Genomic DNA, 25,311 nt, shown 5'->3' on the forward strand with positions numbered 1-25,311 from the left:
TCAATCGACCTGCGTCACGCGCAGCACCTCGTCGACGCTGGTCTCGCCGCGCCATGCCTTGCCCATGCCGCATTGATACATCGTCGTCATGCCGGCTTCGCGCGCCGCCGCCGTCATTGTCGCCTCGGGCGCCGCCTCGCAGACGAGCCGTCGCATCGGCTCGGTCATGATGAGCATTTCCGCGATGGTCGAGCGGCCGGCATAGCCCGTGTGGCGGCATGCGGGACAGCCGACCGGCTGCCTGAGCCGCTCCGGCTCGCGCGTGAAGGCCTCGCCGGCGAGGCGGCTGCGCCAGCTCGCGCGCTCCGGCAGCGGGCTGCTGCAGGATGGGCAGAGACGCCGCACCAGGCGTTGCGCCATGATCGCCTTCACCGTCGAGGCGATGAGATAGGGCTCGACGCCCATGTCGATGAGGCGCGTGATCGAGCCCACCGCGCTATTGGTGTGCAGCGTCGAGAAGACGAGATGGCCGGTCAGTGACGATTGTATGGCGATCTTCGCCGTCTCGGCGTCGCGAATCTCGCCGATCATGATGATATCCGGGTCCTGGCGCAGCATGGCGCGCAGGCTGGTCGGAAAATCGAGGCCGATGGCCGGCTGCACCTGCACCTGATTGACGCCGGCGAGCTGATATTCGATCGGGTCCTCGACAGTGAACACTTTCACTTCTGGATTGGCCAGCTCCTTGAGCGCCGTGTACAGCGTCGTCGTCTTGCCGCTGCCGGTCGGGCCGGTGACGAGCGCGATTCCATTGGGGCTGCGCATCACCTTGCGCAGCGAGGCGATGACGCCGGGCTCGAAGCCGAGCGCCTCGAAATCGAGCGCCACCTGGCTGCGGTCGAGAATGCGCAGCACGATGCTCTCGCCATGCGCGGTCGGAATGGTGGAGACGCGAAAATCGATATCGACGCCGCGCACGGCGAGCTTGATGCGCCCGTCCTGCGGCAATCGCCGCTCGGCGATATCGAGCCGCGCCATGATTTTTATGCGCGAGGTGATGGCGGCCTTCAATCCCGGCGGCAGCGTGTCGACCGTGCGCAGCGCGCCGTCGATGCGATAGCGCACCTGCACCGCGTCGAGTCCCGGCTCTATGTGAATATCGGAAGCGCGCGCCTCGATCGCGCCGCCGACGATCTGATTGACGCGCCGAATGACCGGCGCCTCATTGGCGATGTCGCGCAGGCGCTGCAGATCGAAATCGCTGGCGTCTTCCGCGCGTATGTCGGCCTCGACGAGCGCCGAGCCCTCGGAGCGCTCGCCATAGAGGCTGGCCCAGGCTTTCTCGAACAGCGCCGGCGTCGCGATGCGCAATTCGAGCGCGAGGCCCGTGGAATAGGCGAGCGCCTCCATCGGGCCGTTCTCCAGCGGATCGGTGACGGCGAGTGTCAGCCGCTCCTGCGTCGCGGCGAGCGGGAGAATCCCATTGGCGCGGATGAATTTCTTCGGGATTTTCGCCTCGAGCACCGGCTCGCCGGGCGTCTCCTCCGCCGACATAACGGGAATGCGCAGAAATCTGCCGAGATGAATGCAGAGATCATTCTCGGAAACGAGGCCGAGCTTGGTCAGCACATGATCGAAACGCTCGCCGCTCTGCCGCGCGGCGCGCTGCGAGCGTTGCAGCGCCAGCTCGTCGACGACCTTCTCGCTCAGCAGATAAGCGCCGAATTGCTCCAGCAGCGCAGCGCCGTCGATGTGCGGACGGGGCGGCGTCCCTTGCGAATATGCGCCGTCGATCATCGTCGCCACTCGTCGAAAAATCTCAAAATGTCCCCGCTGCGGTCTGCTGGCCAAGCTCTGGCGCTTCGCGGGATCGGATGGTAGCCTCGCAGCGTTCCAGGCGCAATCGCGCCGAGCAGCGAACGAGCGAGCGTCAATGTCGTCGGCGTCGATGGAGCCGAGGCGCCGCCCCCTCGGCCGGGGCCGGCGCGCGTCTCATATTTTGTTATTTTTCGCGGCGATCGCGTCCGTTTGTCTCGTCGCGCCGCGCGCTGTGGCGGGAACGTCATATTTATTCGCTACGGCAGAGGCCTGCGTCGCTTCCGGGCGATTCTCGCGACAGGGCTGCGCGCATGCATTCGGCAATTCGCTGATCGAATTGCGCGAGCGTATCGCGCGCTTCTCGACGCGTTGGAAATGCGAAGCGAAATATCGTCTATGCGAGAAGGATGCGGACGCCGAGGAGGCCTATCGGCCGACATTGCTCGGCGTCGAGATCATGACCGGCGGCGCGCCGACGGTGACGCCGGTCATCGCGGTGGAGACGCCGCCGCGAGCGTTCGTGGCGCAGCCGATCTCACACGCGATCGAGCCGACGCCGCATATCGTCGCCGGCTTCGCGCCTATTCTGCCCGTCGGGCGCTTTCAGGCGAAAGCGAAGGCCGCCGCGGAGCAAGCCTCACAGAGTTCGGAAGAAGAAGAGGCTGTCGATATCGACGCGCCGCCGCCGCGCGAGGATGTCGGCCCGGCGCGGCGCGAATCCTCCGCGGCGCGGCGCCAACGCCTGCGCGCGGCGCCCTTCGTCGAGTGATGCGAGCGAAAGGGTTTCGCCTCATCGTTCGTCTCGGCTCGCCGACGGAGGAGAACCGTCTTAAGCTTTGCCGTAAATGAAAAAAATGCTATTGCCGTCTGCGCTGGCCGACCGTTTCGACAAACGTCTCATTTCGTCGTCGCTGGATCGGATTTGATGGCCAGCCCTGAAAGTCGAACGAATCTATTGAGAGGGAGAGAAATATGCTGAGAAGTGGCTTGCTCGCCAGCGCTGTTCTGGTTGCGTCTTCGAGCTTCGCGCTCGCTTTGGATTTCGATCCTGGCGCGCGCGTCAATTCCTGCAGAGGCCTGCCCAACAATGCGACGCTGACGTCGGCCCTCCGGGCGGCCGTCAAAAGCGGCGCAAACAATGGCGGTCTCGGCTTCAACATGTGGGCAACCGTCGTCGCCAATGACGGAACCGTCTGCGCGGTCGCCTTTTCGGGTGGCTCCTTTACCGATCAATGGCTGGCGAGCCGCGTGATCTCGGCTCAGAAAGCCGCGACGGCGAATAGTCTGAGCCTCGGCAAAGTCAGCAGCGGCGCGGCTTCTCCCAATGGCGCGCTGGCTTTGTCCACCGCCAATCTCTATGCGGCCGTTCAGCCGGGCGGCAGTCTCTATGGCCTGCAGTTCAGCAATCCGGTCGATCCGACCGACGCCTATTTCCAGCGCAACGGACGGCCCGACGATCCGGCGACCTTCGGCACCGCCAATGATCCGATGGTCGGGCGCCCGATCGGCGGCGTCAATGTTTTCGGCGGCGGCCTCGCTCTGTTCAGCTCGGCAGGCGGGAAGGTCGGCGGCGTCGGCGTCAGCGGCGACACCTCCTGCACCGATCATCAGGTGGCTTGGCATTTGCGCCGCGGCCTCAATCTCGATTACCTCAAGACCGCTGGCGTCGGCGGCGTGGCGCCCAATGCGTCGAACCCCGACACGATCATCTATGACATACCCGACAATGTCGGCGGAACGACGGGCGGCAATGGTCTCAGCGTAAAAGGATTTGGGCATCCCAAATGCTTGAATACTCCCACCCTCAATGGCGACAATCTGACGCCGGCCGGTCTGGAAGCCGTGCGCTGATCTTTCGGCGAGGTCGAGAAGCTGTCGAACATGAGGAGGAAGCGGCGGGCCGCTTCCTCTTTTCTCTGGAAATCGCCGACGGATCGGATCGAGATCGCCGGCGATTTCATATTCACAATCGTCGCCTGCTCGCGGGCCGAGCAGGCGAGCGATCGTTCTGCGGTCGGGAATGGCGAGGTCACGATGTCATCGTCGTCCATTTGGCGTAGAGAGCTTTTCGAAGGCTCGCTAGCGAGTTCCGCCAGTCGCGCGTGGAGCTGGTATCGCGCCGAGTTTTTCGCGCTCTTCTCGCCGGCGACGCTCGCATGGCTGCTCGATCGCGGCGAGCGGCGTCTGCTGCTGCGCGTCGGGCGAGGGCTCTTGCCGCTGCAATTGCTTTCCGCCGATGGTCAAGAGCTCGCCGAGCCCGTCTCGGCGGAGGAGCTGTCCCGCATCTCGATCGACGAAGCGCTGGAGCGTCGCGGCGCGACGCGCGCGGCGACGAAGATCGTCGTGGAAATTCCGCGCGAGGCGTTTTTTGTTCGACGCTTCGATGCGCCGCTCGCCGCGCAGTCCGATCTGCCGCGCCTTCTCGCGGCGGAAGTGGAGCGCAAGACGCCTTTCCTGCTCGCCGATATCGTGCATGGCCATATCATCGAGCCGCATCCGCAATCGCCCGGCAAGCTCGCGGTCGAGCAATGGATTTTACGCCGCGATCTGCTGCCGCGGCTGCTCGACGGCTCCGGCCTTTCCGTCGATGATATCGACATTGTGCAGCCGGCGCTCGAGGGCGCAGCGCTCGTTCCCGCTCTCGCGCTCGGCCGCGCGGCGGAGGCGCCGCATCGGGAGCGCGCCGTGGCGCTGATCCTCGCCGTCCTCGCCATCGCCTTTCTTCTCGTCGGCGTTGGCGTCACGCTCTGGCGGCAGGACAATGAGGCGACGGCGCTCGATGTCGAGATCGCCGAAGTGTCGCGCCGCGCCGCAGATGCGCGTCAGCTCGCCGAGCAGGCCGCCGCCGAGAGCCGCCTTCTCGCCACGCTCCGTGGCGAGCGCGCGAAATATCCGGCCTTCGCCGATCTCTGGGAGGAAGCCTCGCGCCTTCTGCCGGACGGCGCCTTCGTTTCCGACATGCGCCTCGTCGAGGCGCGCGAGGGCGAGCGCTCGATAGAGATCGTCGGCCTCGCCGATTCGGCCGCCAGCCTTCCCGCGCTGTTCGATCGCTCCACGCTTTTCACGGACGCCAAGCTGACGGCGCCGATCACGCCCGATCCGATCGAGAAGCGCGAGACCTTCTCGCTGCAGGCCAGAGTGAGACGCAACCCATGAGATGGTCACGCCGATGGCGCTGAGCTCGACATCCCTCTCGCATCCGCAATGGTCGCGGCGCGCGTTCTTCTTCGGCGTCAATGTGCTGGCCGCGCTGCTGCTCTATTTCATCGTCGTCGAGCCGCTGCGCGCCTTGCTCGCCGAGCGCGCCGAGGGAATCGTCGATCGGCGCGCGACGCTCGCGCGCTATGCGGCCGTCGCCGCGCAGGAGAAGGCGGTGCGTCTCTATGCGCAGCAGGTGGCGGAGAGCAATGCGCAGGGCGAATTGCTCTCTGGCGCGACGGAGGGCGTCGTCGACGCCAATCTGCAAGCGCTGCTGAAGGCCGCGGCGGATCGCTCCGGCGCCACGGTGAATTCCATTCGCATGCTGCCCGCAAAGACCGTGAATGGCGCGTCGCTGGTCGGCGCGCGGCTCGATGTGAGCGGCTCGATCGAATCGCTGCATGCGCTGGTCCGATCGCTCGAGAGCGAGACGCCGCTGCTGCTGGCGCTGACGGCCTCGCTGCGTCGGCAAATGCCGGTCTGGGGCGCGCAGGCCGCCAATGACGGCATGCTCGCCGCGCAGTTCGACGTCTTCGGCGGCGCATCGAAGGAGCGCTCATGACGCGGGCGCTCGCCGCGCGCATTCGCGCGCTCATGCGCGAGCTGCGCTTGTCGCCGCTCGCCGCCATGCTGCTCGCGTCGCTGGCGGCGGTGGATGTCGCCGCTCTCGCTTTCGCGCTTCTCGCATGGATCGGCCCGGACGAATCCGCGTCGCCGGCGAAATCCGACTGGCGTCCGCCCAGCGCGCTCTCGCCCGCATCCAGGCCGGCGTCGCTCGCGCGCGAGGACGCGCAGACATTGTCGCGCCCCATCTTCTGGAAATCGCGGCGTCCGCGCCCGGCCGTCGCCAAATCCGATCGTGACGGATTCGCCGGAATTCCAACGGCGCCCGCGGGCCTCGCGCTCGCGGCGATCGTGCGCTCCGGCGGGGCCGTGCGCGCTTTCGTCGTTTCCAGCGACGAGCCGGAGGGCCGCTGGCTCACGCCCGGAGAATCCGTGCAGGGCTGGACGATCGCCGAGGTCGGCGAGCTGGAATTGAAGCTCGTCAATGGCGCGCAATCGGCGCGCCTGCAGCTCTATCCAGAGCAATTGCAATAATATTCCATCGCTTTTGCGCGAGGAGGCGTGTGGCGTGTGACCGCCAATCATGTTAGGTGGCGTGAGCTTGTCTATTCGGCGTCCCAGAGGCGAATGTGCGTCTGCCTTTATTCCATTCGAGCCTGATCGCCCTCGTCGCGGTCGCAGTCTCTGGTTGTCAGAGCGCGAGCGATCCTCCAATCGCCGAGTGGAGCAGGGAATCGCTCGATGTCGCGGCCGCTTCGAAGGGCGGGACGAAAAGCGGCGTCCCCGCCGCGCGCGGACGGCTCGCTGCGGAAGCGATCGTCGGCAGCGGGCGTTTCGTCGGGGAGAGCGTGGCGCGCCGCAAGGACGACGCCCGCGACGAGAAGGAGGGCGTCAGCCTCAATCTCGCCAATCTGCCCATCGCGCAAGCGGCGAAAGTGGTGCTCGGCGATATCGTCGGCGTCGATTATGTCGTCGATCCGCGCATCGACGGCAAGGTGACCGTGCATACGGCGCGGCCCGTCAAGAAATCCGCCGCGATCGAATTGTTCCAATCGGCCTTGCGCGTCTCCGGCGCCGCCATCGTCGAGAATGACGGCGTCTATAAGATCGTGCCGCTGGATCAGGCGGCCGCCGGCTCCACGCTCTCCGTCGCGCCGCAGCCGCTCGATGCGGAGCGTCTCGGCAGCGGCGCGCGCATCGTGCGCCTGCGCTATGTCTCGGCGTCGGAGCTCAAGCGCGTGCTGGAGCCGATCACGCGTCAAGGCGCGGTCGTGCGCGCCGACGATCAGCGCCGCACGCTGACATTGACGGGCAGCGCGCAAGAGATCGCGGCGATGGAGGACGCCATCGCGCTCTTCGACGTCGATACGATGCGCGGCATGTCCTTCGCCGTCGTGCCGGTGACGAGCGCCGACCCGGACGCGCTCGCCGAGGATTTGCGCAAGGTCTTCGGCTCGGAACGCGAAGGGCCGATGAACGGCATGATCCAGTTCATCGGCAACAAGCATTTGTCGGCCATATTGGCGATCACGCCGCAGCCCGGCTATCTCGCGCGGGCGCGCGCCTGGATCGAGCGTCTCGACGCGCGGGCGGAAGGCGTTCAGAAGCAGTTCTTCAGCTATCGCGTGCAAAATCGCCCGGCCAAGGAGATGGTGCAGGTCGTCGCGTCTATGTTCGGGCGCGACGCCGGCGTCTCCAAGAGCAATGAGGTGTCGCCGCGTTTCGGCTCCTCGGCGCTCTCCACCTCCTCCGGCGGCCAGTCGTCGAACGCGAGCGGCTCGTCCGGCTTCGGCTCTTCCGGCCTCGGCTCTTCGGGCGGTCTCGGCTCCTCTGGCGGTCTCGGATCGTCGAGCGGTTCGTCCTCGGGCCAGCTCGGCGCGATCGCGCCGTTGAATTCGGGCGGCGCGGGCGGCGGCGGCTTCGGCTCCTCCTCCTTCGGCGGCGGCGCGTCGAATGGCGCCGCCAATTCCAATAGCGCGCAAGATCAGACCGCATCGACGGCGTCCGCGCTCGGCGAGGACAGCCGCTTCAAGATCGCCGTGGACGAGGCCAAGAACGCGATTGTGGTGATGGCGACGCCGGAGGACTACAAGCGTCTGCTGCGCGTCATCGAGAAGCTCGACGTGCTGCCCAATCAGGTGTTCATCGAGGCGACGATCGCGGAGGTCTCGCTCAATGACGATCTGCATTTCGGCGTGCGCTGGTTCCTGCAGAAAAAGGCCTCGCTCTCCGGCTTCTCCACCGGCGACGCCGGCACGCCGGCGGCCAATGACACGCTCGGCAATAATCTGCTCGGCACGGCGGTGGGCGCGGTGTCGCCCGGCTTCGCCTACGCCTTGCGCGCGACCAATGCGCAAATCACGCTCAACGCGCTCAATCAGATCACCAATGTCAATATCGTCTCGACGCCCTCGCTCACCGTGCTCGACAATCGTCAGGCGGTGCTGCAGGTCGGCGACCAGGTGCCGGTGACGACTCTCTCGGGCGCGACGGCGCAAGGCGGCATCACCACATTCAATTCGGTGAATTATCGCGACACCGGCGTCATTCTCGCCATCACGCCGCATATCAACGAGAGCGGCCGCGTGATGCTGGAGCTCGAGCAGGAGGTCTCCAATGTCGCCTCCGGCGCGAGCGCGACGACGACGACGCCGACGATCCAGCAGCGCCGCGTGAAAACGCAGGTCGTCGTCAATGACGCCGAATCGCTGATGCTCGGCGGCCTCATTCAGGATTCGCGCACGCGCGGCTCGAGCCAGGTTCCCGTGCTCGGCGATGTGCCTTTGCTCGGCAACGCCTTCAAGGACAAGACCGATTCTTCCGGCAAGACCGAGCTGCTCATCATGATAACGCCGCATGTGGTGCGCACGCTCGGCGAGGCGCGCGACATCACCGACGAATATAAGCGCAAGCTGCTGAACATATCGACGCGCGCGAAGGTGCGTCCGCATAATATCGAAGGCACGGCGCGGCGCATTCTGCTCGACGAGTAGAAGCGAATTTCGTCAGCAGGGCGCAGCTGCGACGCCGGCGCCGAGCAGGCTTTGATTGCGCGCCGGCGCGCGTCGCGTCTCAAGCACGGTGAAGGGGAGACGCTCGTTCGGCCGCAGCGTCACGACCATTTCCACGACGCCGATCGCGCCATTGAGCAGAGCGGCCTCCGCGTGAATCGAATAGGTTCCGCCGCCGAAGACGCCGTTCTGCCGATATTCCTGCGGAAAGCGCGGATCGCGGCGATCGAGGCTGTTGGGAAAAGGCTTGGCGGAAAGCGCGAGAACATCGGTCGCCGAATAGCGCGCCAGCGCCGCGAACAAGGCCGGCGGCGCCGTGCGCGCATCGACTCCGACGCTATGCGAATGAATGGTGACGACCGGCAGCAGCGCGCGCAGCAGCTGCGGCTCCATGCCCTCGACCTGATCCAGCTCGAGCGCCGTCTGGAAGGGCGCGTGCTTCGGCGCGAAGGGCCGGTCGGAGGAGGGCGGCGGCGCTGCGAGCCGCGCGAATTCGGACGTCTGCGCCTCGCGAAAAGCGATGATCGCGCGGGACAAGGCGCTGGGGTCGGGGGCGCTGAAGCCGCGCAGCGCCGCCTCGAGAAGCTGCGGAGATGCGGCGTTGAGATCGAGCTTGCCGCTCTCATCCTCGATCGAGATCGCGACGGCGGCGCCGGAGAGCGAGCAGAGGCGCGGCGATCCATCGTAAACGGGTGGCTCGGCCTGCTGCGCATTGGACGGCCGCTGCTCGGCGATCAAACCGAAAATCGCGAGATTGACGGCGCCTTCGGCGATGAGCCGCGTCTTGATCGATGCGGAATTGTCGACGGCGCTGCGCAGGCGCAAGCGCGCCGTCGCCATGAAGGAGGTCATCAGCAGAATAATGACCCCGAGACCGAAGATCACGATGAGAAGCGCGAAGCCTTTTCTCTCGGCGATCTTGCGGCCATGCGTCATGCGCGCGGGGAAGATGGTCAGCGCGCCGCCGTGTCGCGGCTGCGCGTGATCGATCCGGCGCCGCCCTCGCGGCCTTCGGGGCCGAGCGAGCCTATGTCGTAAGGCCCGTTCTGACCCGGAGCGCGATAGAGATAGTCGTGTCCCCAAGGATCCTTGGGCACATTGGCGGATTTCAAATAGGGGCCGTTCCACACAGAAGCGCCGGCCGGCCGCCGGGCGAGCGCGGAGAGGCCTTCCTCCGTCGCGGGATAGCGGCCGACGTCGAGGTAGAAGAGATCGAGGGCGCTGGAAATATTCTCCATCTGAATCTGCGCGGTCTTCACCTTCGACTCGGAGAGATAGTTCAGCACGCGCGGGCCGACGAGGCCGACGATCGAGCCGATGATCGCGAGCACGACCAGCATTTCGACGAGCGTGTAGCCGGCGCGCGCGGAGCGAAGCGCGCGGCGTTTCGAAAGGGTCGAGGCTTTGAGCGGGAGAATGGCGCGCATCGGACTCGTAGGGCTGGGCGTTTCACACGCGGAAAAAAGCGTCGCAAGACTAGGCAGAGCGGGCCGACGAGTCCAGCCGCGCGACGGCTTTCTCGGCAAAGGAATTCGCGCCTTTCGTCATCGTCGCGACATGCGAGCATGTCTTGGCGGGCGATGCGCGTCGCGCCGCGGCTTGACACTCCTTTGTCCGTGGCGGTCAACTCCGCTCATGCGCAGACGAATCGCACGACGGCCCTCGGCCGCGAGGCCATATCCATGAAAGTCGTCGGCCTCTTCGCCGGCATAGGCGGGCTCGAGCTCGGGCTCGCGCGCGCCGGACATGATTGTCTCATGTTTTCCGAAAACTGGCCGCTCGCCGCGCGCGTGTTGGCGACACATTTTCCGCAGACGCCCAATGTGGGCGATGTCGCCGCGCTGCGCGCGCTGCCGGGCGAGACGGAGCTGGTCACGGCGGGCTTTCCCTGTCAGGATTTGAGCCAGGCCGGCCGCACGCAGGGCATAGGCGGGCGCAAATCCTCGCTGGTCAGCCACGTGTTCCGCCTGCTCGACGAGACGCGCGCGCCGCATGCGCTGCTCGAGAATGTCTCCTTCATGCTGAGCCTCGATCGCGGACGCGCCATGGCGCGGCTGGTCACGGCCTTCGAGGAGCGCGGCTATCGCTGGGCCTATCGTGTCGTCAACACTCTGGCCTTTCTGCCGCAGCGGCGCGAGCGCGTGCTGTTTCTGGCCTCGCGCCTCGCCGATCCGGCCGATATTCTGCTGGTGGACGAGGCGACGCCGCGCCCGCGCGCCACGTCGCTGGCGACCCACGCCCATGGCTTTTATTGGACTGAGGGCGTGCGCGGCCTCGGCTGGGGAGCCGATTGCGTGCCGACATTGAAGAACGGCTCGACGCTCGGCATCGCCTCGCCGCCGGCGATTCTCCTGCCGGGCGGCGGCGTGGTGACGCCCGATATTCGCGACGCCGAGCGCTTGCAGGGTTTTCCGGCCGACTGGACCGCGCCGGCCGAGGCGCTGGGCCGTCCCGGCTGGCGCTGGTCGCTGGTCGGCAACGCCGTCAGCGCGCCGGTGGCCGAATGGGTCGGCGGCCGGCTCGAGGCGCCCGGGCGCTATGATCCCTCTCGCGACGGCGCGGTTCTGGAGGAGGGCGCGCGCTGGCCCCGCGCCGCGCGCTATGACGGCGAGCGGCGCTGCGGCGTCGAGATTTCGGCCTTTCCCGTCTGGCGCGAACGCGCGCCGCTGCATGTTTTCCTGCAGCATCAAGGCAAGCCACTGTCCGAGCGCGCGAGCGCGGGGTTTCTCGCCCGCACCATGCGGGCGAAGCTGCGATTCGAGCCCGGCTTTCGGGAGGCGGTGGCCGCCCATCTCGAGGCGATGCGCGCCGGCCCCGGCCTCGCCGCCGCCCAATGAGGACGCCGCCGGCCAGCGATCCGGCGCGCTCGGCGCTGATGAAGCGGGTGCGCCAGTCCCGCACCGGGGCGGAGGAGGCGGTCGCCGCGGCGCTGCGGCTGGGCGGGCTCCATTATCGGCGCAACGCCAAGGGCCTGCCCGGCGCGCCGGATTTCGTCAATCGCAGCCGGCGTTGGGCGCTCTTCGTCAATGGCTGCTTCTGGCATCACCACAAGAACTGCCGCCGCGGCACGATCCCGAAACAAAACAACGCCTTCTGGCTGGAAAAATTCGCCGCCAATCGCGCCCGCGACGCCCGTAAGGCCAAGGCTCTGCGGGCGCTGGGTTTTCGCGTCGCGATCCTGTGGGAGTGCGAGGCGCTGGACCCGCCCCGCCTGAAAGCGCGCGCCTCCCGCCTCGCCGAGCGTTGGGGGCGGGAACAATTGGACGGGCCGCGGTAGAGCGCGGTTCACGCCGATCGCCCACGCTTCTGGCCATGCGCCCGCCGAATTGCTACAAGCCGCGCAGGGAGCGGTCTATATTCCGTTCCAGCCCCTCGAGATTCACCGCGAGCCAGCCGAGCCATGCGCAGCGCCAAATACGAGCGCGACACGAAAGAGACCCGTATCGCCGTCGCCGTCGATCTCGACGGCGAGGGCAAATCCGATATTTCGACCGGGATCGGCTTTTTCGACCATATGCTCGACCAGATCGCCCGCCACGCGCCGCTCGACCTCACCGTCGCGGCCAAGGGCGATCTGCACATAGACGGCCATCATACGGTCGAGGATGTGGGCATCGCGCTCGGCAAGGCGGTGGATCAGGCGCTCGGCGACCGCAAGGGCATCGCCCGCTATGGCGACGCCCATGTGCCGCTGGACGAGGCGCTTTCCCGCGTCGTGGTGGACGTCTCCGGCCGGCCCTTCCTCGTCTTCGACGTCGCCTTTCCCGCGGCCAAGATCGGCGAGTTCGACACGGAGCTGGTGCGCGAGTTCTTCCAGGCTTTCGCTACCAATGCGCGTATCGGCCTGCATGTGGAGGCGCTGCGCGGCGTCAATTCTCATCATATAGCGGAGTGCTGCTTCAAGGGCTTCGCCCGCGCCCTGGGCAAGGCGACAGCGCCCGATCCGCGCCGCGGCGGCGTGGTGCCCTCCACCAAAGGCACGCTCACCGACTGAAAGGGAGGCGGGCCCATGGCCGTCTACACCGTCCTTATACCCTCGGCCGCGCCGGGCGAGGCTCCGCCGCCGGAGCGAATCGTGTTTCTGCGCGAGGGCTTCTCGACGCCGGCCTTTCTCTTCGGGCCTTTGTGGCTGCTGTGGCGGCGGGCGTGGCTGCCGGCCGTCCTATGGACAGCCGCGCTCGCGCTGATTCTCGGCGGCGGCGTGGCTCTAGGGATCAATGCCGCGGCGGCCTCGGTCTTGCAGCTGGCGCTCGGCCTGCTGCTCGGCCTCGAGGGGCCGCGGCTCGTCGCCTGGTCGCTCGAGCGCAAGGGTTACACGGAAAGCGCCGTAATGGTCGCGGCTAGGATCGATGAGGCAGAGGACGTGTTTTTCGCCAATTGGCGCCCATCCGGCGTTCTTCCGACGACGGCGGCGCCCTCCGGCGGCCGGGCCGCGATGCGTTCGGTCATCGGCGGCCTGTTCGAGGAGCCGCGCGCGTGACGACGGCGATCATCGATTACGGATCGGGCAATCTGCACTCCGCCGCCAAGGCCTTCGAGCGCGCCGCGCGGGAAGGCGAGGGGGCAAAGATCATCGTCACCAGCGACCCGGATGTGGTGCGCCGGGCCGAGCGCATCTGCTTGCCGGGCGTCGGCGCCTTTCGTGATTGCCGGAGCGGCCTCTCCGCCCTCGCCGGGCTGGACGAGGCGCTGCGCGAGGCGGTGATCGAGCGCGGCCGACCCTTCCTCGGCATATGCGTCGGCATGCAGCTGATGGCGACGCGCGGCCTCGAGCATGGCGAGGCGGCCGGCCTCGGCTGGATCGCCGGCGATGTCGCGGTCATCGAGCCTGCGGACAAGAGCCTGAAAATCCCCCATATGGGCTGGAACACGCTGGAGCTGACGCGCCCGCATGCGCTCTTTTCCGGCATCCCCACCGGAAAGGACGGGCTGCACGCCTATTTCGTGCACTCCTACCAATTCCTGCCCGCTTCGCCCGACCATATCGTGGCGACGACCGATTACGGCGCCCCGCTGACTGCGGCGGTGGCGCGCGACAATCTCGTCGGCACGCAATTCCATCCCGAGAAGAGCCAGAGGCTCGGCCTCGCTCTCATCGCGAATTTTCTGAGGTGGCGTCCGTGATCCTGTTTCCTGCGATCGATCTCAAAGAGGGTCAATGCGTCCGCCTCGTCGAGGGCGAGATGTCCTCGGCGACGGTGTTCAACGACGATCCGACCGCGCAGGCGCAGGCCTTCGAGCGACAGGGCTTCGAATATCTGCATGTCGTCGATCTCGACGGCGCCTTTGCCGGCGCGCCGATGAACGCCCTCGCCGTGGAGGGCATTCTCGCCAACATAAAGATTCCGGTGCAGCTCGGCGGCGGCATTCGCGAGATGCGCACCATTTCGCGCTGGCTCGACAAGGGGATTTCGCGCGTCATCATCGGCACGGCGGCGGTGCGCGACCCGACGTTGGTGCGCGAGGCGGCGCGGCTCTATCCGGGCCGCATAGCGGTGGGCATAGACGCCAAGGACGGCTTTGTCGCCGTCGAGGGCTGGGCGCGCCGCACCCATGTCTCGGCGCAGGATTTGGGGCGCAGCTTCGAGGACGCCGGCGTCGCCGCCATCGTCTACACCGACATCTCCCGCGATGGAGTCTTGAAGGGCCTCAACATAGAGGCGACGCTGGCGCTGGCCGAGGCGCTGAGCATTCCGGTCATCGCCTCGGGCGGCCTCGCCTCGCTCGCCGACATAGAGCGGCTGCTGCAACCCGACTGCAAGAAGCTCGCGGGCGCGATCACCGGCCGCGCGCTCTATGACGGGCGGCTCGATCCGGCGGAAGCGCTGGCGCTGATCCGCCAGTCCCGGCAGGCGTCGACGAACGAGGGATAGAATGCTCAAATCCCGCGTCATCCCCTGCCTCGACGTGAAAGAGGGCCGCGTCGTCAAAGGCGTCAATTTCGTCGATCTGCGCGACGCCGGCGATCCGGTCGAATGCGCCATCGCCTATGACGCCGCCGGCGCCGACGAGCTGTGCTTTCTCGACATCACCGCCAGCCACGAGAATCGCGGCATCATGCTCGATGTGGTGCGGCGCACGGCGGAGGCCTGCTTCATGCCGCTCACCGTCGGCGGCGGCGTGCGCGTCGAGGACGATATCCGCAATCTCCTGCTCGCCGGCGCCGACAAGGCCTCGATCAATTCGGCCGCTGTCGCCGATCGCCAATTCGTGCGCGAGGCGGCCGAGAAATTCGGCTCGCAATGCATCGTCGTCGCCATAGACGCCAAGCGCGTCGGCGATCATTGGGAGATCTTCACTCACGGCGGCCGCCGCCCGACCGGCATAGACGCGGTCGAATACGCCAAGGAGGTCACGAGCCTCGGCGCGGGCGAGATATTGCTCACCTCCATGGACCGCGACGGCGCCAAAATCGGCTTCGACATAGAGCTGACGCGCGCCGTGGCGGACGCCGTCGATGTGCCGGTCATCGCCTCGGGCGGCGTCGGCACGCTGGATCATCTCGTCGAGGGCGTGCGCGAGGGCCATGCTTCCGCCGTTCTCGCGGCGTCTATTTTCCACTTCGGCGAGTTCACCATCCCGCAGGCGAAGCGATATATGGCGAAAGCGGGCATACCGATGCGTCTCGACGGCCTGGAGCCTTCATGAGCGATTTTTCCCTCGCCGATCTTGCGCAGATCATCGCATCGAAGCGGGGCGCCGACGCCGCGCAGTCCTACACCAAGAGCTTGTTCGAGGCCGGAACGCCCCGCATCGCCAAGAAATTCGGCGAGGAGGCGGTGGAGACCGTCATCGCCGCCATGGAGGGCGACCGCAAGAATCTGACCAGCGAGGCCGCCGACACGCTCTATCATCTGCTCGTGCTGCTGGAGGCCGGCGGCGTCACGCTCGCGGAGGTGCTCGCCGAGCTGGAGAGGCGCACCATCCAATCCGGCCATGCGGAAAAAGCGTCGCGCGGAGAGCGCAAATGAACGCCGAGGCCTATCTGGGAGCCGGCGTCGCGCTGTCGCCCTATCGGCGCTTCACCCGCGCCGAATGGGCGAGCCTGCGCGCCGACACGCCGCTCACGCTCACGATCGACGATCTGACGCGGCTCAAATCGCTCGACGATCCGATCTCTCTGGAAGAGGTCATAGAGATTTATCTGCCGCTCTCGCGCCTGCTCGCGCTCTATGTCGCGGCGACGCAAGGGCTGTTCAAGGCGACGCAGCGATTCCTGGGCGCCGAGGACGGCAAGATGCCCTATATCATCGGCGTCGCCGGCTCGGTCGCCGTGGGCAAATCCACGACCGCGCGCATTCTCAAGGCGTTGCTGTCGCGCTGGCCCAACACGCCGAAGGTCGAGCTCGTCACCACCGACGGCTTCCTCTATCCCAACGCCGTGCTCGAGCGCGACGGGCTGATGGACAAGAAGGGCTTTCCCGAGAGCTATGACAATCGCGCGCTGCTGCGCTTTCTCTCCGATGTGAAGGCCGGCCAGCGCAATGTCGCCGCGCCGGTCTATTCGCATCTCATCTATGATGTGGTGCCGGACGAGTTCTTCTATGTCGACAAGCCCGACATTCTCATCGTCGAGGGCGTGAACGTCCTGCTCGCCAGCCGTCCGCGCGAGGATGGCCGAGAGATTCCCTTCGTCTCGGATTTCTTCGACTTCTCGGTCTATCTCCACGCCGAGGAGAATGTGCTCGAGCAATGGTATGTGGAGCGTTTTCAGCGCCTGCGCGAGACGGCCTTCCGCGATCCGCTCTCCTATTTCAAGAAATACGCCGATCTCGACGATGAGGAGACGATGCGCGTCGCCAAGGATATTTGGACGCGCATCAATCTCGAAAATCTGCGTCGCAACATTTCGCCGACGCGCCCGCGCGCCAGCCTGGTGCTGACCAAAGGCGCGGACCATCGCATAGAGGAAGTCGCGCTGCGCAAGCTGTGAGCGCGGCGCGACGGCGCGTCCAATTTATTGCCGAGCCGCGCCGCTTCGATCGGCGCGGGCCTATTGTCATTGCACAGGAGCGATCATGTCGGAGGCGCCGCATTCGGCGGATTACATTCACGACGAGCGCTTCGATTGGTGGAGCCGTGATTTTCTCCGCCTGCTGAAGACGCGCGCGATCGGCGACGCCATTGCGACGAGCCTCGCCGATTTCGGCGTTGGCGAAGGGCATTGGAGCCTCGGCCTTCTCGACGCCTTCGTCGATCTGCGGGAAGTGACGGGCGTCGATCGGGAGCGCGAATGGTGCGCGCGCTCCGCAAAAAAATATGCCGAGCGCGCGCCGCATATCGCCTATCGCGCGGTCGAGGCGGATGCGAGCGACACGGGCCTGCCAGACGGCTCGTTCGATATCGTCACCGCGCAGACTTTGCTGATGCATAGCCTCGCGCCGGAAAAAATTGTCGCGGAAATGCGTCGCGTGGCGAAGCGAGGCGGAACCATCCTCTGCGTCGAGCCGGTCAATCATTTGAATTGGGCGCAGACGCTCGAATTGACCCATTTCCTCGCGCCCGCCGAACGCGCCGCCTTCTATGGCGTTTGGGTCAGATTCGTCGATTTCGTCAAATCGCGGAGAGGCGATCAGGATATAGGCTTGCGCTTGCCGACCTTGCTCGCGCGGGCGGGGCTCGAGAATATACGCATGTGGTCGAACGATCGCGTGCGTCTCGACCCGATCGAGACTTACGACATTGACTTTCTGGAAGAGGAAATGGGCCGCGATTGGGTGAGGGAGGCGCTGGCCGGCGCCGCGATCGATGCCGCCGAAATCGAGTGCGTGAAGGCGATCGTCGCGAGAATTCGCGCCGAAAAGCCGCGTGAGCTCGACTTCGTGCCGCGCGCGTCGGCGAGCTTCATTTGCGTCGCGACTGCGCCGTGACCGCCAGCGACACAGAGCCGGCGCGTTCGTCCCCTATATTCTTCGTCGATTCGAGCGAGACCCTTCCGCCCTTTCCCGATGCTCGAGCAGGAGAGCAAGAATGACCAGCCGCCTCGATTACGCTCACGCCGCGCCCGAGGGCATGAAGGCGCTCGGCGCCGTGCATTCCTATGTCGGCGCGAGCCTCGGCAAGGCGCTCGCCGAGCTCGTCTATCTGCGCGTCTCGCAGATCAACGGCTGCGCCTATTGTCTCGATCTGCATACGCGCGCGCTCGTCGCCGAGGGCTTCACCGTGGACAAGCTCGCGCTGGTCTCGGTGTGGCGCGAGGCGGAGGCATTGTTCAGCGAGCGCGAGCGCGCCGCTCTCGCCTGGGCGGAGACGGTGACGAAAGTCGCCGAGACCGGCGTCCCCGACGCCGAGTTCGCCGCCGTCTCGACGCAATTCTCCGAGAAGGAGCTCGCTGATCTGACGATCGCGATCGGCGTGATGAGCGCCTACAACCGCATCGCCATCGCCTTTCGCGCGACGCCCGCCGCGGTGAAGCGCGCGGCGATCCATGCGTAGCGAGCGGGGGCTCGATTGGGTGAGCTTTCTGCTCGCCGATGTGCAGAGCGGCGTCGGTCCGTTTCTGGCCATCTATCTGTGGTCGAGCCAACATTGGGACGCCACCCATATCGGCGTCATCATGACCATCGCCGGCGCGGCGACAGTGGCCGCGCGCGCCCCTGCCGGCGCGCTGGTCGATTGGACGCGCGGCAAGCGCGGGCTCATCGCGGCGGGCGCGCTGCTCGTCGCGGCGGGCACTGCGGCGCTCGGCCTCTTCCCCTATTTCTGGCCCGCGGCGGCGGCGCAGACCATCATCGGCGCCTGCGACGCGGTGTTTCCGCCGGCCATAGCGGCGATCAGCCTCGGCGTCGTCGGCCGCGCGCTCTTCGCCGAGCGCGTCGGCCGCAATGAAGCCTTCAATCATGCCGGCAATGTCGTGACGGCGATCGCGGCCGGGCTCGCCGGCTGGCTGATCGCGCCGGTCGCCGTGCTCTGGCTCGTCGTGCTGCTCGCCTGCGCCAGCGCTTTCGCGCTGGTGATGATCGACGCGAGCGAGATCGACCATCGCGCCGCGCGCGGTCTCGCGGACGGCGACGACGACCCCGACGATGGCGCGCGGCCGAGCGGGCTGCGCGTGATCTTCGAATCGCGTCCGCTGCTGATCTTCACCGCGGCGATCACGCTGTTTCATTTCGCCAACGCCGCAATGCTGCCGCTGGTCGGCGAACGTTTGAGCGAGGGGCGCGAGCAGACCGGCTCGCTGTTCATGGCCGCCTGCATCATCGCCGCTCAGGCGGTGATGATTCCCATGGCCGCTCTCGTCGGCGCCAAGGCCGATCGCTGGGGCCGCAAGCCGCTGCTGCTCGCCGGCTTCGCCGTGCTGCCGATCCGCGGGCTGCTCTACACATTCTTCGACGATCCGGCCTATCTCGTCTCCATCCAATTGCTCGATGGCGTCGGCGCGGGCTTGTTCGGCGCTCTGTTCTTCATCGTGATCGACGATCTGACCGAAGGAACGGGCCATTACAGCCTCGCGCTCGGGGCCTCCGGCGCCTGCTGGGGCGCGGGCGCCGCGCTCAGCAATGTCGTCGCCGGCGCGCTCGTCGACGCCGCCGGTTTCAACGTCGCTTTTCTGTTTCTGTCCGGCGTCGCGGCGCTCGCTTTTCTGCTGCTCTGGCTCGGCATGCCGGAAAGCGCTAAGCCGGCGCGATCCGCCGCTTGAACGCGTGAGTCCGAATGGTCGAAAGAGAACGCTCGCCCTTTGTCGCGGCGCTGCTGACGGTTGCGCTCGTCTTTGGCGGCGCGCTGGCCGCCGCCGCCGGCGTGACGCTGCTCGCCGCGCTTCCGGCGCTGCTCGCGGGCGGCGCGTCCCCTGCCTGGACGCACGCTATCGCTATCATCATCTTCGCGGCGACCTATTTCGTCATCGCGCTCGGCGAGGCGCCCGGGCTGCGGCTCGATCGCGCCGGCGCGGCGCTGCTCGGCGCCAGCCTGATGGTCGGGCTCGGCGTGCTGCCGCTGGATGCGGCCTATCGCGCCATCGATTTCGACACGATCACGCTTCTACTCGGCATGATGATCGTCGTCGCCAATCTGCGCCTCTCCGGCTTTTTTCGCTTGGCGAGCAATTTCGTCGTCGCGCGCGCGAAGACGCCGCTCGCTCTGCTCGCCGCCATCGTGCTGGTGACGGGCGCCTTCTCGGCCTTTCTCGTCAATGACGCCATCTGCCTGGTGATGACGCCTTTGACGCTCGAGCTGACGCGCCGGCTGAAGCGCGATCCGCTGCCCTATCTCCTCGCCGTGCCCATGGCCTCCAATGTCGGCAGCGTGGCGACGATCACCGGCAATCCGCAGAACATGATTATCGGCGGCCTGTCGCATATTCCCTATGGCGCCTTCGCCGCGGCGCTGTGGCCGGTCGCCGCATTCGGTCTGCTCGCCACTTTCGTGCTGGTGGCGCTGTTCTACCGGGGGGAGTTTCTCACGCGCGAGAGACTGCCCGTCGCGGCGCCTGCGCCGGCGCGGGCGCGCGGATTTCTCGTCGTCAAATCGGTGGTGGTGACGCTGGCCATGATGGCGCTCTTCTTCGCCGGCCAGCCGGTCGCGAAAGTGGCGATCGTCGGCGGCGCGCTGCTGCTGGTCACGCGCCATGTGAAGGCGGAGAAGGTCTATCGTGAGATCGACTGGCCGCTTCTCTTGATGTTCGTCGGCCTGTTCATCGTCGTCGAGGGACTCGAGGCCACTGTGCTGACGCCGGAGGCCGTCGCCTCCATCGGCCGCTTCGATCTCTCCAACGCCGGCGTTCTGGCGGTGGTTTCCGCTGTCCTCTCCAATCTCGTCAGCAATGTGCCGGCGGTATTGGCGCTGAAGCCCTTCCTCGCTGGCGCGGCCGATCCGCAGCGCGCCTGGCTCGTCGTCGCCATGGCCTCGACTCTGGCCGGCAATCTGACGCTCATCGGCTCCGTCGCCAATCTCATCGTCGCCGAGCGCGCTCGCGCGGCGGGCGTCTCCATCGGCTTTTGGGCCTATTTCAAAATCGGCGCGCCGCTGACGCTGATCACCGTCGCCTTCGGCGCATGGCTTCTGTGACGCGAGGCAACTTTTCGTCTCGCGCCGCGTTTTTGATGCAAAGAGGGCCGGGGGCTCATGAGGGAGGTCGAAATGGCGACCGCTATCCCTGAACTTCATATGATCTCGAGCGAGCATATCGTCGGCGCGAAAATCTTCGATCGGAGCGGCAAGGAGATCGGCGAGATCGATCATCTGATGATCGATCCCATCACCGGCCAGGCGCGCTACGCCATCGTCGATTTCTGCGGCTTCATGTGCCTGCGCAAGGGCCATCACGCCGTGCCGTGGAAGGCGCTCTGCTACGATCAGGACAGGCGCCGTTATACGACTTCTGTGACGGAGCAGATGCTCGAGAAGGCGCCGGAGTTCGACGAGGCGAGCTGGGCCGATCGCGACTGGGAGACGCGCATCCACCAGCATTATGGTGCAGCGCCCTATTGGGAAGGCGCGGCGCGGTAACACGTTGTCTTGACATTGTCTGGACGGCGCGTAGATTTCTCACATGGCTGTACGCGGGACGAGAAGCGAGAAGCTGGACCTTCGCCTGAGCAAGGACGCTAAGCGGACTTTGCAAGCGGCGGCGGCGGTTTCGTGCAAAACGGTGAGCGACTTCGTGCTGGAGAGCGCGTTGAGCGAGGCGGAAGAACGCTTGGCGGATCGTCGCGTTTTCACGCTCGACGTCGAAAGCTGGGATGCTTTCGTGGCGGCGCTAGAGGCTCCGCCACGCAGGCATGCCAGGTTGGAGCGTTTGTTTCGCGAGCCGTCTATTTTCGATCCCAAATCGTGACGAGCGGCCCGAGGATCGAAAAGCTCGATCGTACCCATGCCGTCGAGAATTTCACCTGCTGTCGGCCGGAGTTGGATCGTTTCCTGATTCGTCATGCGCTTCAGGCGCAGCAAGCGGGATCCGCTTTGACCTATGTCGGCTCGATCGATAATCGAATAGTCGGATTTTATTCTTTGGTTGTGGGAGAGGCGAGGCATGCGGACGCTCCAGAGCGCGTCGTCAAAGGCATGCCTCGGCATCCTATTCCGCTGATGATCCTCGCGCGTCTCGCCACGCATAGCGATTGGCGGGGTCGTGGCGTCGGGGCCGGCCTGCTGCTCGACGCTCTTTCGCGGACGTTGCAGGCCGCGGACATAGGCGGCATTCGGGCGCTCGCCGTTCACGCGAAGGATGAGACCGCCGCAGGGTTCTATCGGCACTTCGGCTTCTCTCCGTCACCGACCGACGAGCGTCATTTGTTCATGTTGATAAAAGATATTCGCATGATATCCGGTGAATGAGCCGTCTCCGGCGAATCGGCCACGAGACCAGCATCGTTTTGCTCGCCGGCGCGCTCCCATCAAATATGAATCGCCCGCCCGAAGGCGTCGAGCGCGCTTTCATGCATCGTCTCGGAGAGCGTCGGATGCGGGAAGATGGTCTCCATCAGCTCCGCCTCTGTCGTCTCCAGATTCATCGCGATCACGAAGCCCTGAATCAGCTCCGTCACTTCCGCGCCGATGAGATGCGCGCCGAGCAGGCGTCCGCTCTTCGCGTCGAATATGGTCTTCACCAGCCCCTCCGTCTCGCCCATGGCGATGGCCTTGCCATTGGCGATATAGGGAAAGCGCCCGATCTTCAGCTCATGTCCGGCCGCTTTCGCCGCCGCTTCCGTGAGGCCGACCGAGGCGATCTGCGGATGGCAATAGGTGCAGGCGGGAATGCGCGTGCGCTCGATCGGGTGCGGCGACAGGCCGGCGATCGCCTCCACGCAGACGACGCCCTCATGCTCCGCCTTATGGGCGAGCATGGGCGGCCCGGCGACATCGCCGATCGCATAGATTCCGGCGACATTGGTGCGGCAGAGACCGTCGGTGACGATGATTCCGCGATCGGTCTTCACGCCCAGCGCCTCCAGCCCCAGTCCCTCGCTATTGGGGACGACGCCGACGGCGGAGATGACGCGCTCCGCCTCTATGCGCTGCTCGCCGCTCTCGGTCGTGATCGTCGCGGTGACGCCATCGTCTCTTTTGTCGAGCTTCGCGAGCTTGGCGCTGGTGATGATTTTTATCCCTTGCTTCTCGAAGGATTTGCGCGCCAGCGCGGCGATCTCGGCGTCTTCCGCCGGCAGGATTTGCGGCAGCGCCTCCACCAGAGTCACCTGCGCTCCGAAGGTCGAGTAGAAGGACGCGAATTCGACGCCGATCGCGCCGCCGCCGACGACGAGCAGAGATTTCGGCATGGAAGGCGGCAGCAGCGCCTCGAAATAGGTCCAGATACGCTCGCCGTCGGGCTCCAGGCCCGGCAGGGCGCGCGGCCGCGCGCCGGTCGCGACGATGATGTGCTTGGCCGAATAGACGCCTTCGCCGAGGATGTTCTTCGGCCGGGGGAATTGCGGGCGCGCGGTTCCCTTGGGCGCGGCGACGCGAAGCTCGCCCGGCGCGGCGAACGCGGCCTCGCCCCAGATCACATCGATCTTGTTCTTCTTGCACAGGAACTCGACGCCCGCGTTGAGCCGCCCGGCGACGGCGCGCGAGCGCTTCACCAGCGCCTGCGCGTCGAAGGAGACCTCGCCCTCTATGCGCAGCCCGAAATCCTTCGCATGTTTCGCGAGCCGAAAGACATCGGCCGAGCGCAGCAGCGCCTTGGTGGGAATGCAGCCCCAATTGAGGCAAATGCCGCCCAAATGCTCGCGCTCGACAATGGCCGTCCTCAGCCCGAGCTGCGCGGCGCGGATGGCGGCGACATAGCCGCCCGGTCCGCCGCCGATGACGATGAGATCATAAGAATTGGCCATGGAAGCCCTCGCGACCGTCGGCGCCGCTCGAATGATTCCCGTCGAGCCGCTGCGCTCTCATATGTGGCCGATGCGAGCGCCGGGCGCCATAGGCGCGGGGCGTCAGGGCCGCGTCAGCTGCCGGCGCAGTTCCGCGCGCCCGCGCCGCTCGAAATGCGCGCGGGCGGAAGGATAGCGGCCGCGCGCGATCAGAAAGGCGACGTCGGGATTGCGCGCGACATAGGCCTCGGCGTCGAAATTCTCTGGTGTGGCCGGCTGGTCGTGCGGGATCATTTGCACGCGCCCCTCGTAGCGGCCATAGCGCGCGAAATGCGCGCGGCCGGAGAGAATGCTCCCGCTGCGAACTTTCTCGGCGACATCGGGATTGGCGTAGAGATAGGCGCGCTCGTCGAAATTCTCGAGCGTCGCGATTTGCGCGAAGCTCGCCTCCGGCGGCAGAATGGGCGAAGGCGCGGCCTCGCGCGGGGTCAGCGGGCGCAGCTCACGCAAAAAGGCGAGGGCGCGGCGCAAGGCGCGGCCGCCGGACGCCGCCGCTGCCTCCAGCCGCAGCGGCGCCAGGCTCGCTGCGCTGATGCGCGCGCCGCGCCGATCGGCCTCGGCGGCGATGTCGTAGAAGCGCAGAAAATGCGCATAGCCCCGTGGATCGCGGGCGTAGAGCTGCGAGAGCAGATCGGTCCCCGCCGGCGCGGCCGCCGCGAGGCGGCGCGAATCCTCCGCCTTGGGGCCGTGGAAATGCACGATAGACGCGTCCCATTCGACGCCCCAATAGGGCTTCCAATGCATGGCGAGCGGCAGATGGTCCCAGCGCCCGGCGAAATGCGCGTTGAGGACTTCCTGATCGTAATGATGCGGGAGACCGAGAAAATCCCGCGCGCGCTGCATCAGCGGCTCATATTCGGCGCGCATGGCCGGGACGTTGAGAAGCAGCACGCCCGAGCAGAATTGCGACCACTCATGCGGCTCGTGCTGCGGCGCGGCGGCGAAATAGCGCGGTCGCATCGGCGACAGCTCGACCCGCCGGGCGAACAGCACGTCGCAATCGGTGTAGAGGACGAATTCGTCCGTCGTCTCGATGAGGGGAATTTCGAGCCGCAGAAAGGCGCCGGCGGCGATGGAGCGGCTCCAGTCCGGCGTCTCCGGCGTCGCTTCTATGGCCTCGATGAGGCCGGAGCGGCGGCTGTGGATATGGACGGGGGCGTCATGGCCGAGAATGGCGCGGAGCCGGTCCGCCTCGCCGTCGAAGACGAGATGCGGCTCGAGCCCCGCTATGTCGATCGCCGTGCGGACGGCGACGCGCAAATGCCCGGCGTAGCGGTCGAGAGCCGACGCATTCAGGCAGGAATACCATTTCATCCGAAAGGATTCCCGCGTCGAAGCGTCGGCGCCGATGGATCAGGCCGTCTGCGGCAGCGCGGCCTTGGCCTTCTCGACGATGGCCTTGAAGGCCTCCGGCTGGGTGATCGCGAGCTCCGACAGAACCTTGCGGTCCACGGTGACGCCGGCCTTGGCGAGGCCGTCGATGAAGCGGCTGTAGGTCAGGCCCAGCTCACGCACGGCGGCGTTGAGGCGCTGAATCCACAAAGCGCGGAAGACGCGCTTCTTGGCCTTGCGGTCGCGCGTCGCATATTGCATCGAGCGGTCGACCGCGGCCTTGGCGGCGCGGATGGTGTTCTTGCGACGGCCATAGAAGCCTTTGGCGGCATCCAGGGTCTTTTTGTGCTTGGCGTGCGAGGTGACGCCGCGCTTGACGCGAGCCATGACATGATCCTTTCAGGAAATCCGAAATCGGGGGAAGGGGAGAAGCTCAGCCGTTGGGCAGGAAATACTTCTTGACGTTGTCGCCGTCCGTCTTGAACAGGACGGAGGTCCCGCGCAGATTTCGGATCTGCTTGTTGGTGCGCTTGATCATGCCGTGGCGCTTGCCCTTCTGGGCGTAGACCACCTTGCCGGTGCCGGTGATCTTGAAGCGCTTTTTGGCGCCCGATTTGGTCTTCAGCTTGGGCATTTTG

The 25,311-nt window shown here is 66.2% G+C and carries 29 protein-coding genes; 22 read left to right on the forward strand and 7 right to left on the reverse strand.

Annotated features, from left to right (window positions below):
* The gene (locus tag METLW4_RS0102775; RefSeq protein WP_018264684.1) at window positions 1-1,737 is read right to left on the reverse strand and encodes a GspE/PulE family protein; all 1,737 of its coding nucleotides are present in this window, start codon (window positions 1,735-1,737) and stop codon (window positions 1-3) included.
* Between the two features lie 358 nt (window positions 1,738-2,095).
* Between METLW4_RS0102775 and METLW4_RS0102780 the strand changes: the two genes are divergently transcribed.
* From METLW4_RS0102780 to gspD, 6 genes are all read left to right on the forward strand, one after another.
* A complete protein-coding gene (locus tag METLW4_RS0102780; protein WP_198290163.1) occupies window positions 2,096-2,527 on the forward strand; it encodes a hypothetical protein in 432 nt (143 codons plus the stop codon).
* A gap of 203 nt (window positions 2,528-2,730) precedes the next feature.
* Window positions 2,731-3,609: a heme-binding protein gene (locus tag METLW4_RS23710; protein WP_018264686.1), complete on the forward strand. Its 879-nt coding sequence runs from the start codon at window positions 2,731-2,733 to the stop codon at window positions 3,607-3,609.
* A gap of 183 nt (window positions 3,610-3,792) precedes the next feature.
* Window positions 3,793-4,914: a PilN domain-containing protein gene (locus METLW4_RS0102790; RefSeq protein ID WP_157234812.1), complete on the forward strand. Its 1,122-nt coding sequence runs from the start codon at window positions 3,793-3,795 to the stop codon at window positions 4,912-4,914.
* Window position 4,915: 1 nt separating this feature from the next.
* Complete coding sequence (gene gspM / locus METLW4_RS0102795; protein ID WP_018264688.1) at window positions 4,916-5,518, forward strand: type II secretion system protein GspM; 603 nt, start codon at window positions 4,916-4,918, stop codon at window positions 5,516-5,518.
* Complete coding sequence (locus METLW4_RS0102800; RefSeq protein WP_018264689.1) at window positions 5,515-6,054, forward strand: hypothetical protein; 540 nt, start codon at window positions 5,515-5,517, stop codon at window positions 6,052-6,054. Before gspM ends, METLW4_RS0102800 begins: the two co-directional genes overlap by 4 nt.
* Before the next feature lie 95 nt (window positions 6,055-6,149).
* Complete coding sequence (gspD, locus tag METLW4_RS0102805) at window positions 6,150-8,513, forward strand: type II secretion system secretin GspD (protein ID WP_018264690.1); 2,364 nt, start codon at window positions 6,150-6,152, stop codon at window positions 8,511-8,513.
* A gap of 12 nt (window positions 8,514-8,525) precedes the next feature.
* On the opposite strand, the gene METLW4_RS0102810 is transcribed toward gspD, so the two are convergent.
* Together METLW4_RS0102810 and gspG are read right to left on the reverse strand one after the other, a co-directional pair.
* Window positions 8,526-9,467 (reverse strand): type II secretion system protein GspK, encoded by a 942-nt coding sequence (locus METLW4_RS0102810; protein WP_018264691.1) that lies wholly within the window; start codon window positions 9,465-9,467, stop codon window positions 8,526-8,528.
* 17 nt (window positions 9,468-9,484) lie between these two features.
* Complete coding sequence (gene gspG / locus METLW4_RS0102815; protein WP_018264692.1) at window positions 9,485-9,958, reverse strand: type II secretion system major pseudopilin GspG; 474 nt, start codon at window positions 9,956-9,958, stop codon at window positions 9,485-9,487.
* A gap of 255 nt (window positions 9,959-10,213) precedes the next feature.
* On the opposite strand from gspG, the gene METLW4_RS0102820 reads away from it, so the two are divergent.
* The 16 genes from METLW4_RS0102820 (at window position 10,214) to METLW4_RS0102895 (ending at window position 21,806) form a co-directional block, all read left to right on the forward strand.
* Window positions 10,214-11,368, forward strand: a complete 1,155-nt coding sequence (locus METLW4_RS0102820; RefSeq protein WP_026191201.1) for a DNA cytosine methyltransferase — start codon at window positions 10,214-10,216, stop codon at window positions 11,366-11,368.
* Window positions 11,365-11,808, forward strand: coding sequence for a very short patch repair endonuclease (locus METLW4_RS23715; protein WP_018264694.1), 444 nt, complete (start codon window positions 11,365-11,367; stop codon window positions 11,806-11,808). Before METLW4_RS0102820 ends, METLW4_RS23715 begins: the two co-directional genes overlap by 4 nt.
* 123 nt (window positions 11,809-11,931) lie before the next feature.
* Window positions 11,932-12,525, forward strand: coding sequence for an imidazoleglycerol-phosphate dehydratase HisB (gene hisB, locus METLW4_RS0102830; RefSeq protein WP_018264695.1), 594 nt, complete (start codon window positions 11,932-11,934; stop codon window positions 12,523-12,525).
* Window positions 12,526-12,540: 15 nt separating this feature from the next.
* Complete coding sequence (locus METLW4_RS23720; protein WP_018264696.1) at window positions 12,541-13,011, forward strand: DUF2628 domain-containing protein; 471 nt, start codon at window positions 12,541-12,543, stop codon at window positions 13,009-13,011.
* Entirely contained in the window at window positions 13,008-13,655 is a 648-nt protein-coding gene (hisH, locus tag METLW4_RS0102840) for an imidazole glycerol phosphate synthase subunit HisH (protein ID WP_018264697.1), read from the forward strand. The genes METLW4_RS23720 and hisH overlap by 4 nt, the downstream gene beginning before the upstream one ends.
* Entirely contained in the window at window positions 13,643-14,404 is a 762-nt protein-coding gene (gene hisA / locus METLW4_RS0102845) for a 1-(5-phosphoribosyl)-5-[(5-phosphoribosylamino)methylideneamino]imidazole-4-carboxamide isomerase (RefSeq protein WP_018264698.1), read from the forward strand. The genes hisH and hisA overlap by 13 nt, the downstream gene beginning before the upstream one ends.
* 1 nt (window position 14,405) lies before the next feature.
* The gene (hisF, locus tag METLW4_RS0102850) at window positions 14,406-15,179 is read left to right on the forward strand and encodes an imidazole glycerol phosphate synthase subunit HisF (RefSeq protein WP_018264699.1); all 774 of its coding nucleotides are present in this window, start codon (window positions 14,406-14,408) and stop codon (window positions 15,177-15,179) included.
* Window positions 15,176-15,502, forward strand: coding sequence for a phosphoribosyl-ATP diphosphatase (locus tag METLW4_RS0102855; RefSeq protein WP_018264700.1), 327 nt, complete (start codon window positions 15,176-15,178; stop codon window positions 15,500-15,502). The genes hisF and METLW4_RS0102855 overlap by 4 nt, the downstream gene beginning before the upstream one ends.
* The gene (coaA, locus tag METLW4_RS0102860; RefSeq protein WP_018264701.1) at window positions 15,499-16,464 is read left to right on the forward strand and encodes a type I pantothenate kinase; all 966 of its coding nucleotides are present in this window, start codon (window positions 15,499-15,501) and stop codon (window positions 16,462-16,464) included. Before METLW4_RS0102855 ends, coaA begins: the two co-directional genes overlap by 4 nt.
* A gap of 85 nt (window positions 16,465-16,549) precedes the next feature.
* Window positions 16,550-17,401 carry a class I SAM-dependent methyltransferase gene (locus METLW4_RS26225; protein ID WP_018264702.1) on the forward strand — a complete coding sequence of 284 codons (852 nt, stop codon included), beginning with the start codon at window positions 16,550-16,552 and terminating at the stop codon, window positions 17,399-17,401.
* Window positions 17,402-17,501: 100 nt separating this feature from the next.
* Window positions 17,502-17,966, forward strand: coding sequence for a carboxymuconolactone decarboxylase family protein (locus tag METLW4_RS0102870; RefSeq protein WP_018264703.1), 465 nt, complete (start codon window positions 17,502-17,504; stop codon window positions 17,964-17,966).
* Window positions 17,959-19,170 (forward strand): MFS transporter, encoded by a 1,212-nt coding sequence (locus METLW4_RS0102875; RefSeq protein ID WP_018264704.1) that lies wholly within the window; start codon window positions 17,959-17,961, stop codon window positions 19,168-19,170. Before METLW4_RS0102870 ends, METLW4_RS0102875 begins: the two co-directional genes overlap by 8 nt.
* A gap of 14 nt (window positions 19,171-19,184) precedes the next feature.
* The gene (locus METLW4_RS0102880) at window positions 19,185-20,537 is read left to right on the forward strand and encodes an anion transporter (RefSeq protein WP_018264705.1); all 1,353 of its coding nucleotides are present in this window, start codon (window positions 19,185-19,187) and stop codon (window positions 20,535-20,537) included.
* A gap of 72 nt (window positions 20,538-20,609) precedes the next feature.
* Entirely contained in the window at window positions 20,610-20,978 is a 369-nt protein-coding gene (locus METLW4_RS0102885; RefSeq protein ID WP_026191203.1) for a PRC-barrel domain-containing protein, read from the forward strand.
* A 43-nt stretch (window positions 20,979-21,021) separates the two neighbouring features.
* Window positions 21,022-21,306, forward strand: a complete 285-nt coding sequence (locus METLW4_RS0102890) for a type II toxin-antitoxin system TacA family antitoxin (RefSeq protein WP_018264707.1) — start codon at window positions 21,022-21,024, stop codon at window positions 21,304-21,306.
* Window positions 21,303-21,806, forward strand: a complete 504-nt coding sequence (locus METLW4_RS0102895; RefSeq protein ID WP_018264708.1) for a GNAT family N-acetyltransferase — start codon at window positions 21,303-21,305, stop codon at window positions 21,804-21,806. The genes METLW4_RS0102890 and METLW4_RS0102895 overlap by 4 nt, the downstream gene beginning before the upstream one ends.
* Before the next feature lie 59 nt (window positions 21,807-21,865).
* Here METLW4_RS0102895 and lpdA read toward each other — a convergent pair whose 3' ends face one another.
* From lpdA to rpmI, 4 genes are all read right to left on the reverse strand, one after another.
* Window positions 21,866-23,302: a dihydrolipoyl dehydrogenase gene (gene lpdA, locus METLW4_RS0102900; RefSeq protein ID WP_018264709.1), complete on the reverse strand. Its 1,437-nt coding sequence runs from the start codon at window positions 23,300-23,302 to the stop codon at window positions 21,866-21,868.
* Window positions 23,303-23,404: 102 nt separating this feature from the next.
* Window positions 23,405-24,655 (reverse strand): hypothetical protein, encoded by a 1,251-nt coding sequence (locus METLW4_RS26230; protein WP_018264710.1) that lies wholly within the window; start codon window positions 24,653-24,655, stop codon window positions 23,405-23,407.
* Window positions 24,656-24,694: 39 nt separating this feature from the next.
* Window positions 24,695-25,060, reverse strand: a complete 366-nt coding sequence (gene rplT, locus METLW4_RS0102915; RefSeq protein WP_018264711.1) for a 50S ribosomal protein L20 — start codon at window positions 25,058-25,060, stop codon at window positions 24,695-24,697.
* 46 nt (window positions 25,061-25,106) lie between these two features.
* A complete protein-coding gene (gene rpmI / locus METLW4_RS0102920; protein ID WP_018264712.1) occupies window positions 25,107-25,307 on the reverse strand; it encodes a 50S ribosomal protein L35 in 201 nt (66 codons plus the stop codon).
* Window positions 25,308-25,311: the final 4 nt, after the last annotated feature.

Source organism: Methylosinus sp. LW4 (genome assembly GCF_000379125.1).
Taxonomy (GTDB): Bacteria; Pseudomonadota; Alphaproteobacteria; order Rhizobiales; family Beijerinckiaceae; genus Methylosinus.

Bases quoted from the DNA above. Each gene is read 5' to 3' on its own strand.
- METLW4_RS0102775 (WP_018264684.1), bottom strand. From the start codon at position 1,737: ATGATCGACGGCGCATATTCGCAAGGGACGCCGCCCCGTCCGCACATC.
- METLW4_RS23710 (WP_018264686.1), top strand. From the start codon at position 2,731: ATGCTGAGAAGTGGCTTGCTCGCCAGCGCTGTTCTGGTTGCGTCTTCG.
- METLW4_RS0102790 (WP_157234812.1), top strand. From the start codon at position 3,793: ATGTCATCGTCGTCCATTTGGCGTAGAGAGCTTTTCGAAGGCTCGCTA.
- gspM (WP_018264688.1), top strand. From the start codon at position 4,916: ATGGTCACGCCGATGGCGCTGAGCTCGACATCCCTCTCGCATCCGCAA.
- METLW4_RS0102800 (WP_018264689.1), top strand. From the start codon at position 5,515: ATGACGCGGGCGCTCGCCGCGCGCATTCGCGCGCTCATGCGCGAGCTG.
- METLW4_RS0102810 (WP_018264691.1), bottom strand. From the start codon at position 9,467: ATGACGCATGGCCGCAAGATCGCCGAGAGAAAAGGCTTCGCGCTTCTC.
- gspG (WP_018264692.1), bottom strand. From the start codon at position 9,958: ATGCGCGCCATTCTCCCGCTCAAAGCCTCGACCCTTTCGAAACGCCGC.
- METLW4_RS0102820 (WP_026191201.1), top strand. From the start codon at position 10,214: ATGAAAGTCGTCGGCCTCTTCGCCGGCATAGGCGGGCTCGAGCTCGGG.
- METLW4_RS23715 (WP_018264694.1), top strand. From the start codon at position 11,365: ATGAGGACGCCGCCGGCCAGCGATCCGGCGCGCTCGGCGCTGATGAAG.
- hisB (WP_018264695.1), top strand. From the start codon at position 11,932: ATGCGCAGCGCCAAATACGAGCGCGACACGAAAGAGACCCGTATCGCC.
- METLW4_RS23720 (WP_018264696.1), top strand. From the start codon at position 12,541: ATGGCCGTCTACACCGTCCTTATACCCTCGGCCGCGCCGGGCGAGGCT.
- hisF (WP_018264699.1), top strand. From the start codon at position 14,406: ATGCTCAAATCCCGCGTCATCCCCTGCCTCGACGTGAAAGAGGGCCGC.
- METLW4_RS0102855 (WP_018264700.1), top strand. From the start codon at position 15,176: ATGAGCGATTTTTCCCTCGCCGATCTTGCGCAGATCATCGCATCGAAG.
- coaA (WP_018264701.1), top strand. From the start codon at position 15,499: ATGAACGCCGAGGCCTATCTGGGAGCCGGCGTCGCGCTGTCGCCCTAT.
- METLW4_RS26225 (WP_018264702.1), top strand. From the start codon at position 16,550: ATGTCGGAGGCGCCGCATTCGGCGGATTACATTCACGACGAGCGCTTC.
- METLW4_RS0102870 (WP_018264703.1), top strand. From the start codon at position 17,502: ATGACCAGCCGCCTCGATTACGCTCACGCCGCGCCCGAGGGCATGAAG.
- METLW4_RS0102875 (WP_018264704.1), top strand. From the start codon at position 17,959: ATGCGTAGCGAGCGGGGGCTCGATTGGGTGAGCTTTCTGCTCGCCGAT.
- METLW4_RS0102880 (WP_018264705.1), top strand. From the start codon at position 19,185: ATGGTCGAAAGAGAACGCTCGCCCTTTGTCGCGGCGCTGCTGACGGTT.
- METLW4_RS0102885 (WP_026191203.1), top strand. From the start codon at position 20,610: ATGGCGACCGCTATCCCTGAACTTCATATGATCTCGAGCGAGCATATC.
- METLW4_RS0102890 (WP_018264707.1), top strand. From the start codon at position 21,022: ATGGCTGTACGCGGGACGAGAAGCGAGAAGCTGGACCTTCGCCTGAGC.
- lpdA (WP_018264709.1), bottom strand. From the start codon at position 23,302: ATGGCCAATTCTTATGATCTCATCGTCATCGGCGGCGGACCGGGCGGC.
- METLW4_RS26230 (WP_018264710.1), bottom strand. From the start codon at position 24,655: ATGAAATGGTATTCCTGCCTGAATGCGTCGGCTCTCGACCGCTACGCC.
- rplT (WP_018264711.1), bottom strand. From the start codon at position 25,060: ATGGCTCGCGTCAAGCGCGGCGTCACCTCGCACGCCAAGCACAAAAAG.
- rpmI (WP_018264712.1), bottom strand. From the start codon at position 25,307: ATGCCCAAGCTGAAGACCAAATCGGGCGCCAAAAAGCGCTTCAAGATC.